The following is a 15,312-nucleotide window of genomic DNA, read 5'->3' as shown; positions in this document are numbered from 1 at the left end:
GTAGGAGGAGAAGTAATTGCAAATGAGATGGTTAGTCACAAGCTTGCTCTGCCTTACTTTATTATTTTCTCAGAATGGATATGCTGCAGCCGCTGCAGCCATTCTGAACCCGAGCTCTAATCACCATTATGATGTTACCTTGGCGAATACGGATTCGTTGCTGTCAGGAAGCTCAGCATCCAAGCCATTTTATTTCGAGATAGAGGATTATTGGAATATAGAGACGGTAACGCTAAATCTGGACTACAAAATGACACCACTCGCACAAGACGAATACTCCAGTATTACGCTTTCTGTGAACGGGAACGCTTTTCATTCTTTCAGGCCAGAAGCAACGTCAGAAGAGAAGAATCATTTGACGGTATCTGTGCCCAAAGCGCTTTTGATAGCGGGCAATAATATGCTGACAGTCGGTGGCGTTGTACAAACAGCGACGCCTGACCAAGTTTGCTTGCCCGTTGATAAGCAGGAGAGCTGGCTTCAGTTGTACAAGACGTCGAACCTTTCTATGACGTATGCTAAAGAACCAATTGGAGGCAGCATAAAAGGCTTCTATCAGCAATTTATAGGTCTTGATACGGTGAGTGCAGGGTTGAACGCGATAGCCGTGCCAGTGGATAGTGAACCTGGTGAGCTGGAGGCTGCGGTACAAGCCTTAGCAGGCCTAGCGAAAGCAAATCCGCTCGAGGATGAGAGCATCCCGATGCTGGAGTGGAACAGTGATGCTAGGCTAACGAAATCGATGATCGTGGCAGTGGCTCTATATGATCACTTGCCGGGTGAAATTAAAAGCCAATTAGCTGATGAAGATCTGAGCAAACAGGCGTTGATTCAGTTACTGAGCGTTGACAAGCAGCAGATTCTTGTTGTGACATCAGAGAATGCGGAAATGCTTGTAAAGGCAGGGCGATTGCTCAATAATCAGGAGCTTGTCTTGCAGCTAAGCAGTAGTAGAAAGCTCGTAGGCGAGCAAACGAATATTGCGACACCTGCTGTCAGTGTGAATAAAAACGTTACGCTCACGGAAACGGGAGATCGGCTAACCGGAATATCGCATCAGGAAAAAGCATATTTCATTGCACTGCCGGCTAACCGATCAATTGCAACAGCAAGTAAAATTAGTCTAGATATGCGTTATGCGAACAATCTGGATTTTGACCGTTCCTTGGTTACAGTATTGATCAATGATTTGCCGATTGGCAGTAAGAAGCTGAGCGCTGAGCTAGCGAATGGTGATCAGTTGACATTGCCGATTCCAAAAAATATGGATATAACGGGCAACTTTTCAGTGACGGTGGCATTCGATCTGGAGCTGAAAAATGCTGGCTGTATAACGCTTCAGAATCAAACGCCATGGGCATTTGTAGAGAATAGCTCCGTCTTACAGCTGAATACGCTGGATCAAACGGCGCTGCTGTTTAACAATTACCCAAATCCTTTTTTGCGGGACGGCGCTTTTAATCAAGTAGCAGTCGTGCTGCCTGAGGTACGCGACCGTTATACGTACTTAACCATTTCGAATTTATTCCATATGCTCGGCCGTTTCGCTGAGAGTAATGCGGGAGAAGTTGAGTTCTATGAGGACGACACGGAAGCTGCTGCGCTTGCGAACCGTAATATTATCGCGATTGGCACTTATCAGAACAACAAGGTTATTCGAGATCAGAATGAGCACCTTTATTTCCAATATAACGAAGCTGGCGATGCGATCCAATCGAATGAGAAAATGAGCATCGACGAGGACTACGGCAAACGAATTGGAACATTGCAGCTGATTGATTCGCCGTATACCGCAGGTCTCGGCTTGATGGCTGTGACAGGAGCAGGCTCGGACGTTTATTACTTGGCATCCAAGCTGCTGACGAGTGAGAGTACGAAGTGGAAAGTATTCGGTGATGGAGCCGTCACAGACAAAGATGGAAATATTTACGCTTTCCGCTTCAAGAAAGAAGCAGGGGGAGAGCAATCGACAAACATGATCGAAGAGGTAATGGAGAGAAGCGATGTGCTTGGCTTTATGGTTGCCATCGTGCTGGTTCTAGTCGTCATCTTGCTTTCATTGATTCTGTTGATTCGCAAATATCGGATGAAACGGAGGGAGAGCGATGAAACGTAATCAAAGCAGTCTTATGTCGGACATCGCTTTTCTGCTCTTGTTCGTTATAAGTTTTATATCGATCCTATTCACAGCGGGCAATCCCGATCAATATATCCTTAACATTATTTTATTGAATATTGCGTTTCTAATCTCGATCGTAACGTATTTCACGTCCGTTACTACGGGGCTGATTATGAATATTTTGTTTATATTCGGCTACGGAACGTTTACGCTGTACCAGACAGTTGCCCTCGGAGACGTCGTAGACATCCAAAATTACTTTTGGCTGATCATGACCCCTGTGTTTACGATGGTGACCTGGATGCTGACGGCAGCAAGCAAGCAGCTTCAAGCAGAGAAGGAGCAATTGCTGAAACAGAATGCTTCGCTGGCTACGATGGACGAGCGCACAAACTTGAAAAACAGCCGTTCTTTCCAAAAAGACGCTACTGTATTTATGGCTCTCTCAACTAGATACAGCATTCCTTTGACTTTGATGGTTGTCACTGTAAAGTACTGGGATGAGCTAAGCCGAATGATTAGTCAGACGCAGATGACCGAGATGATCTATGACGTTTCCAAATTAAACGAGACGAGCATCCGTTTGAATGATTCCTTATACATGCTGAATACGGAAACCCCGACTTGGGGAATGCTGCTCTTCACGGATGAAGAGGGGGCAGGAATCGTTATCAAGCGTTTAAAGGAGAAGGTTGAACAGTTCAACTCCGTTGATTTTGCGGAAAAATATAAAGTGGAATTGAACCTTACAATGGGTGCGGTTGAATATAAACCGGAATCGATCCCGACACCTCTGGATTTCATCGTTCAAGCACGGAAACGACTGGAGTACGATGTGTAGCTGCATACTAGCTGTCCGATTAATTTTATGAGCAGGAAAATCGCCGAAATCACTTGATTTCGGCGATTTTTCATCCTATAGGAAAGACGATAAAACGACAAATGTAGATGGAAAAAGCAGAAATGGTATTGACTTTGTTCTCTTTAAAGAACTAAGATATAGTTACTGTCTGTTATAAAGTTTTTGTTTTCGGCAAGTACTTAGCAAACGGTTAGGATCTAAACTGGGCGAAGGAGAATAATATGATTGGGGAACGGATTAAAAGTCTACGGGAAAAAAAGGGCTATTCGATAACGAAGCTTGCCGACCTAGCAGGCGTATCCAAGTCCTATTTGAGCTACATCGAACGAAATATGCAGAACAACCCTTCTCTACAGGTGATGGCAAAAATAGCGGCACCTTTGGATTCTAACATTGAATATTTGCTTGGGAAAGAGATTTTACCGAAACGTAATCAAGAAGAAACGCTTGATGAGGAATGGCGTGCGATTATTAAGAATGCAGTTGATGAGGGTATGAGCAAGGGCGATTTCCAAGCGTTGAAAGATTTAGTTCAATCGAATATGTGGAAGAATAGCAGAGTAGAAACAAACGTCCATGCAAGCCAGAAAAAGAAATCATCAAATATCATTATTCTTCATATCGATAATTGATCATCACCTGATCAACAGTAAAATGATATTGACATGTTCTATATAAAGAACTAATATTGACTTATTGTTCTTTATAAAAAACAACGTAAGCAGGTGGGTGTTCACATGTACGTTAGTCAATCAGATGACTCGCAGGCCATTCGCGGCGAGAAGGAAAAGATGAAAGAAATTAACATTAAAGCCTTATACGCAATCATTCGTAAACGAGTATGGCTAATTGTACTTATTACCATCGTTGTAACGGTTTTGGCGGGTCTCTACAACAATAGGCCCGAAACACCTATGTATGCGGCTTCGTCCAGAATGATTGTCGCTGCCACTCCAGATATGATTGGAACGGTCAGAGTATTGTTCAGGGAGCCGCTTGTGCTGAAGCAAATTATTGAACAGCTTGAACTGAATCGCTCAGTTGCGCAGCTTAGAGGCCAGATCCGAGTAGACAGCGTAGACGGCTCGCTCGTCACGGTCGTATCGGTAGTGGACACTAATCCTAAGCTAGCGGCTGACATTGCAAATACAGGCGTAGAGATTTATAGAGATGTGGCTAGGGATACCTTAGGCGTAACGAGTATTCGCCTTCTTTCTTCGGCAGAAGAGAATCCATACCCAATCAATGAGCAAAGTAATTCAATCGTGTTTATAGGCTTCATCGTAGGTTTGACGCTAGGCATCGGATTGGTATTTTTACTAGATTCGCTCGATGATTCTATTAAATCAGAACGAGAGATTGAAGAGCTTCTCGGGCTGACGATGCTTGGTCAAGTGACCAATATGAAGCGTAAAGACTATGTTAGACATTTGAAAAAACGAAAAAGTATTGTAACCAGAGGTGAGACAATTGGTTCGTGAGAGGCAAAAGGCACCTAAATCATATGTAAATCGAAGCTTGATTGCTTCTATTCACCCGCATGGCGATATAGCGGAGCAATATCGTACGATTCGAAATAATATTCAGTACGCAGCTAATGGCAAAAAAATTCGATCTTTGCTAGTGACCTCATCATCTGAAGGCGAGGGTAAATCAACGGCTGCGGTCAATCTGGCGGTCTGTATGGCACAGCGCGGGGATCGCGTACTCATTATCGACACGAACTTCAGAAACCCGATTATCAACAAAATCTTCAATGTACAAACCTCGCCAGGTCTGTCGAATGTGCTGGGGCAGCAGCTTGAAATACGCGAAGCGATCTACAATACCGAGGTCGAGGGTTTGGATATATTGCCAAGCGGCCAGCGGATGTATAATTCAACAGAATTGCTTGATTCGCAAATTATGGTAGATGTTATGGAGTTTGCATCCGAGCATTATGATATGGTTTTGCTGGATTGCCCGCCTGTTCTCGGTATATCGGACACGAATACGCTGGTCAGTAAGTGTGAAGGCGTGTTGCTGCTTGTGAAAAGTGGAAAAACACAGCTGGCGCTGGCACTCGAAGCAAAGCGTGCGTTGTTGTTCGCCAAAGCTAATATTCTTGGCGTCATATTGAATAAAAAGAGCGGTTGATCAGGTAACACTTTTTTTGAAAAGTAGAAAAGTATAGCTAAAGGCTATGCTCTCGCTATTTGTCCAAATGAAACGTGCTGAGTCGTCAAAGGGCGGCGACAGCCGTTTCATCTTGACGTATAGGAAAGATTATGATTTTACTCCTACTTTCGCTATACATTTCGCAGAAACGATGGTGTCTATAGTAAGGACGCCGTCAAGCGGTGCTTCTTATGGAAGGGTGTTCTTTATAAAGCACAATCGCCTGTTTGCAAGAACAGATGGCGAGTGCGGTAATGTCTCCTGACCGTTATCAATGGAGGCACTCGGTCATGCTGTGGGTTTGTTTTAACCTTAGACGCCAGTCGTCAAGAGTGTGGTGTGAGGTGGGGTTGAATGCCCTGAATTCTGCGTTAGAGTTTTTAACTAAATGGTTTTGCTAAAAGCCTCTTAGTTAAACACTCTAAAGATATTGCAGTATTCAGCTTGGGAGTAGCCTAACAATAGTGTTTGGTCGTTGACATCCACTTGATATGAAGGATGACAGGAAAGGGTGAAAGAGTTTGACGTATAGGCAAAGATTGTCCTTTTTAATGTTTATTGACTCGTTTATCGTTCTGACCGCTATTTTTTTTAGCAGATTTTTGCTGAGTGCTTCGCTTGATGTGGTGACAGCACCAATTGTGATCAGCTCTATTACGTTATTGTTAAGCCATCATTTCTTCTCATTCTATTACAAGCTATATAAGAAGGCATGGGAGTATGCAAGTGTTGGCGAGCTGTTGATCATTTCGAAAGCAGTGACGTTCTCAATCATTGCAGCAGCGGTTATCCAGCAAGTTGTCATGCAGGATGTGTTTTTCAGACTGCTTGCTGTTACATGGATGATCCACATGCTCTTGATCGGCGGTTCTAGGCTCTGCTGGCGCATATTCCGAAGCGGCTATCAGAGAAACGTGGGCACGCGCAAGCGTACCTTGATTGTGGGTGCAGGCTCTGCTGGTACTATGCTTGCAAGGCAATTGTTAAGCAACAGCGATACCGAACTGCTTCCGATTGCGTTCATTGATGATGATGTCAACAAGCATAGCCTTGATATCATGGGCATTCCCGTCAGAGGGGGCGTCGCAAGCATTGCAAAAACGGCAAATGAGCTTGCAATCAACAATATTGTGATTGCGATTCCTTCACTGAGCAAGAAGCAGCTCAATACGATTTTTAGCGAATGCGGGAAAACGAAAGCGAAGACGCAAATTATACCGATGCTTGAGGATTTGGCTACCGGCAGAGTCTCGGTTAGTCAATTTCGTGATGTTCAGGTAGAGGATCTGCTCGGACGGGAGCCTGTAGAGCTGGATATTGAGAGTATCTCAGGTTACGTGACCCAGAAGGTAGTCATGGTAACGGGAGCAGGTGGCTCGATTGGCTCAGAGGTATGCAGGCAAATTTCGAGATTTTTGCCAGAGAAGCTCATCTTGCTTGGTCACGGAGAAAACAGTATCTATTCCATAGAGATGGAGTTAAGAGAGCTGTATGGGCATACGAATATTGAATTTATAACCGAAATAGCTGACTTGCAGGATGCAAGCAAAATGCTGACTGTCATGCAGGCTCATCGTCCGCAGGTTGTCTACCATGCAGCCGCTCATAAGCATGTGCCTTTAATGGAGAGAAATCCAGAGGAAGCATTTAAAAATAACGTTATAGGCACATTAAATGCGGCAAGAGCGGCAAGTCAAGCGAAAGTAGATACGTTCGTTATGATATCGACGGATAAGGCAGTTAATCCAACTAGCGTCATGGGGGCGACCAAACGCATAGCCGAGATGGTCATACAGCATATGGACCGTGCAAGCCAAACGAAATTTGTAGCTGTTCGATTCGGTAATGTACTAGGAAGCCGCGGCAGCGTCATTCCATTGTTCAAGAAGCAAATTGAAAAAGGCGGTCCAGTTACCGTGACACACCCGGATATGGTTCGGTATTTCATGACGATACCCGAGGCTTCAAGGCTCGTCATTCAAGCCGGTGCGCTCGCCCGAGGCGGAGAAATATTCGTTCTGGACATGGGGGACCCCGTCAACATTACTGATCTCGCACAAAACGTTATTCGGATGTCCGGCTTCACGGTTGAAGAAATTGGCATTCATTATACAGGTATTAGGCCTGGCGAGAAGCTGTTCGAAGAAATGCTCAAGGATAGTGAAATGAATGAGAAGCAAGTGTATCCCAAAATTTACATAGGCAAATCCGCAGACATCTATTTCGACCAGATTGAAGAAATAATTGCACTTCATGGCGGTATGAACAAAGTAGAGCTGAGAATTAGATTGCTCGATCTCGCGAATAACGTAGTCGAACTGCCGGAATTCGTATCGGTTACGGGCTAATAGAACAAAGGAGCTGTTGAGGCGATGAAAGTTAGAAAAGCGATTATACCTGCTGCAGGACTAGGTACGAGGTTTCTGCCTGCAACGAAAGCGATGCCTAAGGAAATGCTGCCGATCGTTGATAAGCCGACGATACAGTATATTGTCGAAGAAGCCATTGAATCGGGTATCGAGGATATTATTATTGTGACTGGAAAAGGCAAACGCGCGATTGAGGATCATTTTGATAATTCGGTCGAGCTGGAGCAGATTCTGACCGCCAAGCACAAATTTGATCTGCTTAGCGAGGTTCGCAAATCTGCGGATATGGTAGATATTCACTACATTCGTCAAAAAGAGCCTAAAGGACTTGGGCATGCGATATGGTGCGCTCGCAAATTTATCGGCGACGAACCGTTCGCTGTATTGCTTGGTGACGATATCATCTCTGCGGAGAAGCCATGCATTAAACAAATGATTGAGAAATATGAGCAGTATCATACCTCCATTATTGGTGTGCAGCGAGTCGCTGACGAAGCGGTATCAAGGTATGGGATCGTCGACGGCGCTATGATGGAGGAGGGCTTCCACCGTGTCAGAAATTTGGTCGAGAAACCAGCAAGAGAGCAGGCTCCTTCCAATATGGCGATTATGGGACGATACATTCTGAACCCGGCTATATTCGATATATTGGGTAAGCAGACACCAGGGGCTGGCGGCGAGATTCAATTGACGGATGCAATTGCGGCATTAAACTTGTCCGAGGCTGTTTATGCATACGAATTCGACGGAAAGCGTCATGATGTTGGCGAGAAGATGGGGTTTATCCAAACGACAATCGAGTTTGCCCTGCAGCGCGAGGATTTGCGTTACGACCTATTAAACTACCTATCGGCTATAGTTGACCTTGAAACCGCTAGAAAATAATTCTAGTATAGGATGGTATGAGCATGCCTAATAAAATATTATTTTGCGCAACTGTTGATTACCATTTCAAGGCTTTTCATTTGCCAGTTCTGGAATGGTTCAAGCAGCAGGGCTGGGAGGTTCATATCGCCGCTAAAGGCGAGCTGGATCTCCCTTTTGTTGATCGCAAGTTTAATTTGCCGATTGAGCGCTCCCCCATTCATACAAACAATATAAAGGCGTATCGAGAGCTTAAGGCGATCATGAATGAACAGCAATATCAAATCATTCATTGCCATACGCCTACAGGCGGCGTTCTTGCCCGCCTTGCAGCGCAGGGAGCTAGAAAAAAGGGCACCAAGGTTATTTATACGGCGCACGGTTTTCATTTCTGCAAGGGCGGCTCGCTTGTGAATTGGATGCTATATTATCCAATCGAGAAGTACTTTGCGCGTTTGACGGATTGTTTGATAACGATTAATAACGAGGATCATCAGCTTGCAGTATCTAGACGGTTCCAGGCAGGGCAGATCGTCCATACCCACGGAGTAGGTGTCAATACGGTCCGCTATAAGCCTATGTCCAAAATCGACAAATGGCGGCTAAGGCAGGAGCTTGACTATCGTACAGACGATTTTCTAATGTTCTATGCGGCCGAGTTCAACAACAACAAGAATCATCAATTGCTAATTCATGCGCTGGCTTCTATTAAAGAGGAAGTACCTCATGCAAGGCTGATGCTCGCGGGAAAAGGCGGCCTGCTGGAAGCTTGCAGAGCACTCGCTGAGCAGCTTGGCGTTGGCAACATGGTTCATTTCCTTGGGTACAGGACGGATATTGATAGGCTTCTGCCGATGTGCGATGTCGCTGTTGCTTCCAGTCTGCGCGAAGGGCTGCCCGTCAACATTATGGAGGCTATGGCCTGCGGTCTGCCGATTGTAGCATCTCGGAATAGAGGGCATTCAGAGCTGGTCATAGACGGGGTGAATGGATTTGTACTGGAAGGGCATCAGATACAGGCATTCGGGCAGCGCCTACTTGAGCTAAGTCGATCCAAGACGCTAAGGGAAGAGTTCGGCGGGAACAGCGGAGCAATGGTCAAAAAGTATTCATTAGCGCATGTAGCACTTGAATTACACGAAATTTATAAGCCTTTGATGGGGCAGCCGCAGGCAGAGCAGGAGGAGAAGTTGCAATGGGTGGTCCTTTAAGGATATTGCATGTTGTCGTAAACATGAACCGCGGCGGCGCCGAAACCTTGCTTATGAATATGTATCGTCATATCGATCGATCCAACGTTCAATTTGATTTCTTAACCTGCAAGGAAGGCGTATTCGATGAAGAGATTCGTAGTCTTGGCGGAATCATCTATCGTATTCCACATATTACTGAGGTTGGTTATCGATCTTATATGAAAGGTTTGGAGCGTTTCTTCGTGCAGCATGCAGAGTATAAGGTCATTCATTCGCATATGGACAAAATGAGCGGCTTCGTTCTTCGTGCTGCTTCCCGTGCAGCTATTCCAGTAAGAATTGCGCATAGCCACAACACAAGAAGCGAAGGCAGCGTTCCTGCTCGGCTCTTTAAGTGGTATGCGGGAACGCTTGTAGAATCGGCTGCTACGCATTATGTCGCTTGCTCCAGCGCTGCTGCTACCTGGATGTTTCCAAGGAATAAGAAGAAATCAACAGTGCTGCCAAATGGAATAGCCAGTGAACAATTCGCCTTCTCTATAGAAACGCGCTCAAGGCTCCGCAGAGAGCTGAATATTCCGGAGGATTGTTTAGTTGTCGGTCATGTAGGCAGGTTTGCACACCAAAAAAACCATACCCAGCTTATTGATATGTTTTGTTTGCTGCAGAACAAGAAGCCGAATAGCCTGCTTGTATTAGTGGGCGACGGGCCGCTGAGGACAGAGATCGAGCGCAAAGTAAGTGAGCTTCAATTAGACCATAAGGTCATGTTTCTAGGTGTGAGGAGCAATATTAATGAAATGATGCAGGCCTTTGATGCATTCGTATTCCCATCTCATCATGAGGGACTGGGCATCGTTGTTATAGAGGCGCAAGGTGCTGGGCTGCCTTGTATTATCTCGGAACATATTCCTGCGGAGGTCGATATGGGGATCGGCTTGGTTCAATTTTTCTCTCTGAAACAGGTCGATAGCGGTGTGGATCATATCATAGCAGCAGCCCCGCGCGGAGCTAGGGAAATTCCAGAGGGAGCGCTAGCTCAAAAAGGCTATGATATTCGCCAAACTGCAAGGCAAGCAACCGAGCTCTATTTATCCCAATTCGAGGTGACGAATGAAGACGCTAACCGTGTTTACGCCCACGTATAACAGGGCTTATTGTTTGCATCAAGTATATGAGAGCTTGCGGCGCCAGACATGCAAAGATTTCGAGTGGCTTATTATTGATGATGGATCGAGCGATGACACCGAGGCGCTTGTCGCTGGATGGGCGGCGACGCAGGAGCTATCCATTACATATGTCTATCAGCACAATCAAGGCATGCATGGCGCCCATAATACAGCATACGAACATATTGAAACGGAGCTCAACGTATGCATCGATTCAGACGACTATATGCCCGACGATGCAGTCGAACAAATCGTCAGCTTCTGGCATACAAATCGAAGCGACAGCGTATGTGGTTTTGTAGGGTTAGATGCGTATGGAGACGGGAGAATCGTTGGCTCGACATTTCCGGAGGGGCTGTCAAGCTCAACTTTGTTTGATCTATACCACAAGCATGGCGTTACTGGTGATAAGAAATTAGTGTACCGCACCGTATTGACGAAACAGCATCCCTACCCTCTGTTTGAAGGAGAGCGGTATGTTGGATTGGATTACAAGTATCATCTGCTGAGCCAGAATTATGAGCTTCTGCTGCTGAACAAGGTTCTTTGCCATGTGGAATATTTGGCTGATGGCTCCTCTAGAAATATGCTGATGCAATACCGAAGAAATCCTAATGGTTTTGTGTTCTATCGGAGATCGTTGATCAACATGCCGATCGGCGGCCTCAAGTTCAAGTACAGGCAGGCGATTCATTATGTATCAAGCGGCCTCTTGTCTAAGAATGGGCAATGGGTGAAGGAAGCTCCTTCCAAGCTGCTGACGATAGCGGCTCTACTCCCCGGACTGCTGTTGTTTGCATATATTACGATAAGAACAAGCAAGGCGTACTCAGCGAAAGGAACAGCCAATGACTATCCTATGGCTTAACTTAATCGTCGTTTTTATGTTGGCAGTCACTGCGAGATATTATGCTGTGCCAGCCCGAATAGGCTATCTGACGATTCAGCCTAATAAAATATTAGCAGCCGCGGCTGCGGTATCGCTTATTCTTGTCTCCGGCCTGCGGAACAATATCGGCGATACCTTTTTTTATGTTCATGCGTATACGGTAGATCATTATGACTGGGCTACCATTGTGAGTAAAAAGGATATCGGCTTCGGCATTCTGCAGCTTCTGCTCAAGCAGATTACAGCAGACCCGCAAATATTGTTAATGACGACAGCCCTTGTGACCAACATGATCATAGCCATCGTCATGTTCAAGTACTCTCGTATGTATGAATTAAGCTTGTATGTGTATATAACGTCCGGTGCATTTGTCGTTTCCATGAATGGGTTACGTCAGTTTCTAGCTGCTGCAATCGTATTTGCTGCGACCAAGGCTCTTTTCGAAGGCAAATGGAAAACGTATACGGCAATCATTCTATTCGCCGCTGTATTTCACCAAAGCGCCTTGGTCATGCTCCCGCTTTACTTCCTAGTGAGAAGAAAAGCATGGACAGGCACAACCTTTTTTTTACTAGCAATAGCTATCATTATTGTCGTAGGCTTCAATCAGTTCTCCGATTTGTTATTCAAAGCGATTCAAGGTACCCAATACGCCCACTATCAGAATTTCGAGGAGGGTGGAGCGAGCATCATTCGGGTACTCGTTTATGCTGTACCGCTTCTGATCTGCTTTCTGGGGAGAGAGAAGCTAAGAGCATTATTTCCGAAAAGTGATATTTTAGCGAATTTATCGATTATAGGCATTATCCTTATGATTATTTCAACTCAGAACTGGATTTTTGCAAGAATGACGATTTATTTTAACCTGTACCAGCTCATTCTGATCGGGTGGATCGTGAAGGTGTTTCGAGAGAAAGATCAGAAGCTGATTTATATGGCTATCCTCGTATTCTATTTGCTGTTTTTCTATTTTGAAAGTGTCATTACATTGGATATTAGATATACAAGTGATTATTTGAAATGGTAAGCACAAAGGAGGCAGCAGCGTGAGTGAAGCCGAAAAAATTCCCCGTATTTTGCATTATTGCTGGTTCGGCAGAGGGGAGAAACCGCGGAAAATAGTGAAGTGTATGAAAAGCTGGGAAAAGCAGCTAGGTGGCTTTCAAGTCATAGAATGGAACGAGGACAACTTCGACATCTCGTCCAATCGTTATGTGAGAGAAGCATACGAGGCTCGCAAATATGCTTTCGTAAGTGATTATGTACGATTATACGCTTTGTATAAGTTCGGGGGCATTTATTTGGATACCGATGTCGAGGTCATCAAGCCGCTCGATGCCTTTCTAGGTCATGAGGCGTTCTCGGGATTTGAAGACGAACGGTTTTTGCAGTCTGGTACGATGGGAGCTGCGCTAGAGCATCCTTGGATTAAGGAGCTGTTAGAAAATTATGATCAGCGCAGCTTTTTGCTTCAAGACGGAAAGCTCGATACGACGACCAATACGGCTGTAATTACCGAGATATGCAGCCGACATGGCCTTCAATTAAATGGCCAATATCAAGTGCTGAGCAATGGTGTAACCTTTTATCCGCGTACGTATTTCAGCCCTTATGATTATATCGATGGCGGTAATTACATATCGACTGACAGCTTTACCATTCATCATTTTGCTCAATCCTGGCTGCCTGCCCATGTACGTATGAGAGGCAGTCTGAAGAAGGCAGTAAGCCGTATTGCCGGCCCTGCTTTTATCTCCAGAATGAGAAAGCTGATGTCTTCTAATTAACGAATGAACGAAACAAATTGAATGCCAGGAGCCATACTCATGATAAAAAGATTAGTTGACCTCATTCTCTCAGCCTCGCTACTCATACTGCTCTCACCAGTCATTGCTGTAACGGCAATGCTGGTTCGATTCAGGCTGGGCGCGCCCGTCTTGTTCAAGCAGCAGCGGCCAGGGCTGCATGGCGTTCCATTCCATGTATACAAATTCCGTACGATGACCTCAGAGAAAGACAGTATGGGCATCTTGCTGCCTGACCATCTGAGATTGACAGACTTTGGAAAATTCATGCGCAAGTTCAGTCTTGATGAGCTGCTGCAGCTTGTGAATGTTCTTAAAGGCGAGCTTAGCTTAATAGGACCGCGTCCGCTGTTGATGGAGTATTTGCCGCTGTACAACGAGCAACAGGCAAAGCGCCATCTGGTACGACCAGGCATTACGGGCTGGGCGCAAATTCATGGTCGAAATGCGGTCTCTTGGGAAGAGAGATTTGAGCATGATGTCTGGTATGTAGAGAATCAAAGCTTCATGCTAGATTTACGAATATTAATATTGACGGTGAAGAAGGTCGTCACGTCTGAAGGGGTATCCAATGGCAACCATGCTACGATGCCCATATTCCAAGGAACGACGACGAGCAGTGAAGGGTAAAGCCATTCATCAAGCAGCAGCATAGCTTGAGGGATGGCTTATTTTAGTGGATAAGGATGTGTGGAGACATGCCCACAAATGAAATGAAACGAATCTATTTATCCCCTCCTCATATGAGCGGCAGGGAACAGGGCTATATTAATGAGGCATTCGAGACGAATTGGATTGCTCCCTTAGGGCCCAATATTGATGCCTTTGAGAAGCAGCTAGCGGCATATACGGGATCTGCTGACGCAGTGGCAGTCAGCTCAGGCACGGCTGCGATTCATCTGTCCTTGCAGCTTCTTGGCGTTGGTGTGGGAGATACGGTATTGTGCCCCAGCTTTACATTTGTTGCAACCGCGAATCCGATTCGTTACTGCGGAGCGGAGCCCATATTTATTGATTCAGAGCCGGAAACCTGGAATATGTCGCCCTCTGCACTCAAGCGGGCTCTTGAGGATGCGGATCGTGGGGGCACATTGCCGAAAGCGGTCATAGTCGTCCATTTGTACGGCCAAGTTTCGAAGATGGATGAGCTGGCTGCTCTGTGCGAGCAATATGAAGTGCCTTTAATTGAGGATGCGGCAGAATCACTTGGATCTACCTACAGAGGGAAACAGAGCGGCACATTCGGCAAGTTCGGCATTTATTCCTTTAATGGTAACAAAATTATAACGACGTCGGGCGGAGGGATGCTTGTTTCCGATGATGTTGAGCTACTTCATAAAGCACGTTTTCTGGCTACGCAGGCTAGAGATGCTGCAGCGCATTATCAGCATAGCAGCATGGGGTTCAACTATAGGATGAGCAACATATTGGCAGGTGTTGGAAGGGCTCAGCTAGAGGTGTTGGATGAGAGGGTTGCGGCCAGAAGAGCCGTATATGAGAACTATGAGCAAGCATTATCGGCTGTACAGGGCATAAGCTTTATGCCTGAGCTTCACTATACGCGCTCCAATCGCTGGTTGACGACGCTAGTCATAGATCAGAGTGTGACGAACACGACGATAACAGAACTGCTGGAATGCATGGCGGCTGCCAACATCGAAGCTCGTCCGTTATGGAAGCCGCTGCACTTGCAGCCGTTGTTCGCCGGAACAAAGTTCTATTCGCATGCCGGCAATATAGCGGTCTGCGAGCAGCTGTTCGAAACCGGCATCTGCCTGCCTTCAGGCTCAAGTATGACTAGCATCGATCAAGTAAGAGTCGTCGATTGTGTGAAGGATGTATTAACGAAGGCAACCGGGAAAAGCATACAATCCGCATAAGTAGC

14 protein-coding genes are annotated in these 15,312 nt (G+C 45.7%); all 14 read left to right on the top strand.

Annotation, left to right across the window (positions count from 1 at the left end):
* Window positions 1-22: 22 nt before the first annotated feature.
* The 14 genes from FGT79_RS10065 to FGT79_RS10000 all read left to right on the top strand — a co-directional run bounded on the left by FGT79_RS10065 (window position 23) and on the right by FGT79_RS10000 (window position 15,307).
* Window positions 23-2,116 (top strand): cellulose biosynthesis cyclic di-GMP-binding regulatory protein BcsB, encoded by a 2,094-nt coding sequence (locus tag FGT79_RS10065; protein WP_138753031.1) that lies wholly within the window; start codon window positions 23-25, stop codon window positions 2,114-2,116.
* Window positions 2,106-2,960: an MFS transporter gene (locus FGT79_RS10060; RefSeq protein ID WP_138752525.1), complete on the top strand. Its 855-nt coding sequence runs from the start codon at window positions 2,106-2,108 to the stop codon at window positions 2,958-2,960. The genes FGT79_RS10065 and FGT79_RS10060 overlap by 11 nt, the downstream gene beginning before the upstream one ends.
* Before the next feature lie 242 nt (window positions 2,961-3,202).
* A complete protein-coding gene (locus tag FGT79_RS10055) occupies window positions 3,203-3,613 on the top strand; it encodes a helix-turn-helix domain-containing protein (protein ID WP_138752524.1) in 411 nt (136 codons plus the stop codon).
* A 105-nt stretch (window positions 3,614-3,718) separates the two neighbouring features.
* Window positions 3,719-4,462 (top strand): YveK family protein, encoded by a 744-nt coding sequence (locus FGT79_RS10050; RefSeq protein WP_138752523.1) that lies wholly within the window; start codon window positions 3,719-3,721, stop codon window positions 4,460-4,462.
* On the top strand, window positions 4,452-5,117 hold the full coding sequence (locus FGT79_RS10045; protein ID WP_171056154.1) for a CpsD/CapB family tyrosine-protein kinase: 666 nt from the start codon (window positions 4,452-4,454) through the stop codon (window positions 5,115-5,117). Before FGT79_RS10050 ends, FGT79_RS10045 begins: the two co-directional genes overlap by 11 nt.
* Window positions 5,118-5,659: 542 nt before the next feature.
* A complete protein-coding gene (locus FGT79_RS10040; RefSeq protein WP_138752521.1) occupies window positions 5,660-7,486 on the top strand; it encodes a polysaccharide biosynthesis protein in 1,827 nt (608 codons plus the stop codon).
* A 24-nt stretch (window positions 7,487-7,510) separates the two neighbouring features.
* Entirely contained in the window at window positions 7,511-8,392 is an 882-nt protein-coding gene (galU, locus tag FGT79_RS10035) for a UTP--glucose-1-phosphate uridylyltransferase GalU (RefSeq protein WP_138752520.1), read from the top strand.
* Between the two features lie 23 nt (window positions 8,393-8,415).
* Window positions 8,416-9,582 (top strand): glycosyltransferase family 4 protein, encoded by a 1,167-nt coding sequence (locus tag FGT79_RS10030; protein WP_138752519.1) that lies wholly within the window; start codon window positions 8,416-8,418, stop codon window positions 9,580-9,582.
* Entirely contained in the window at window positions 9,567-10,712 is a 1,146-nt protein-coding gene (locus FGT79_RS10025) for a glycosyltransferase family 1 protein (RefSeq protein ID WP_138752518.1), read from the top strand. Before FGT79_RS10030 ends, FGT79_RS10025 begins: the two co-directional genes overlap by 16 nt.
* A complete protein-coding gene (locus FGT79_RS10020; protein ID WP_138752517.1) occupies window positions 10,678-11,601 on the top strand; it encodes a glycosyltransferase family 2 protein in 924 nt (307 codons plus the stop codon). Before FGT79_RS10025 ends, FGT79_RS10020 begins: the two co-directional genes overlap by 35 nt.
* Complete coding sequence (locus FGT79_RS10015) at window positions 11,582-12,649, top strand: EpsG family protein (protein WP_138752516.1); 1,068 nt, start codon at window positions 11,582-11,584, stop codon at window positions 12,647-12,649. Before FGT79_RS10020 ends, FGT79_RS10015 begins: the two co-directional genes overlap by 20 nt.
* A gap of 19 nt (window positions 12,650-12,668) precedes the next feature.
* The gene (locus tag FGT79_RS10010; RefSeq protein WP_138752515.1) at window positions 12,669-13,409 is read left to right on the top strand and encodes a glycosyltransferase family 32 protein; all 741 of its coding nucleotides are present in this window, start codon (window positions 12,669-12,671) and stop codon (window positions 13,407-13,409) included.
* 42 nt (window positions 13,410-13,451) lie between these two features.
* Complete coding sequence (locus tag FGT79_RS10005) at window positions 13,452-14,057, top strand: sugar transferase (RefSeq protein WP_281285930.1); 606 nt, start codon at window positions 13,452-13,454, stop codon at window positions 14,055-14,057.
* Between the two features lie 68 nt (window positions 14,058-14,125).
* Complete coding sequence (locus FGT79_RS10000) at window positions 14,126-15,307, top strand: aminotransferase class I/II-fold pyridoxal phosphate-dependent enzyme (RefSeq protein ID WP_281285918.1); 1,182 nt, start codon at window positions 14,126-14,128, stop codon at window positions 15,305-15,307.
* Window positions 15,308-15,312 lie beyond the last annotated feature (5 nt).

It is taken from the genome of Paenibacillus sinopodophylli, assembly GCF_005930355.1.
In the GTDB taxonomy this organism is placed as follows: Bacteria; Bacillota; Bacilli; order Paenibacillales; family Paenibacillaceae; genus Pristimantibacillus; species Pristimantibacillus sinopodophylli.
The sequence above is the reverse complement of the archived record's forward strand: the minus strand, read 5'-3'. Positions and strand labels throughout refer to the sequence as shown.

Excerpts from the sequence above, each read along its gene's own strand:
- FGT79_RS10060 (WP_138752525.1), top strand. The coding sequence starts at position 2,106 with ATGAAACGTAATCAAAGCAGTCTTATGTCGGACATCGCTTTTCTGCTC.
- FGT79_RS10000 (WP_281285918.1), top strand. The coding sequence starts at position 14,126 with ATGCCCACAAATGAAATGAAACGAATCTATTTATCCCCTCCTCATATG.
- FGT79_RS10015 (WP_138752516.1), top strand. The coding sequence starts at position 11,582 with ATGACTATCCTATGGCTTAACTTAATCGTCGTTTTTATGTTGGCAGTC.
- FGT79_RS10020 (WP_138752517.1), top strand. The coding sequence starts at position 10,678 with ATGAAGACGCTAACCGTGTTTACGCCCACGTATAACAGGGCTTATTGT.
- FGT79_RS10065 (WP_138753031.1), top strand. The coding sequence starts at position 23 with ATGAGATGGTTAGTCACAAGCTTGCTCTGCCTTACTTTATTATTTTCT.
- FGT79_RS10025 (WP_138752518.1), top strand. The coding sequence starts at position 9,567 with ATGGGTGGTCCTTTAAGGATATTGCATGTTGTCGTAAACATGAACCGC.
- FGT79_RS10050 (WP_138752523.1), top strand. The coding sequence starts at position 3,719 with ATGTACGTTAGTCAATCAGATGACTCGCAGGCCATTCGCGGCGAGAAG.
- FGT79_RS10030 (WP_138752519.1), top strand. The coding sequence starts at position 8,416 with ATGCCTAATAAAATATTATTTTGCGCAACTGTTGATTACCATTTCAAG.
- FGT79_RS10055 (WP_138752524.1), top strand. The coding sequence starts at position 3,203 with ATGATTGGGGAACGGATTAAAAGTCTACGGGAAAAAAAGGGCTATTCG.
- galU (WP_138752520.1), top strand. The coding sequence starts at position 7,511 with ATGAAAGTTAGAAAAGCGATTATACCTGCTGCAGGACTAGGTACGAGG.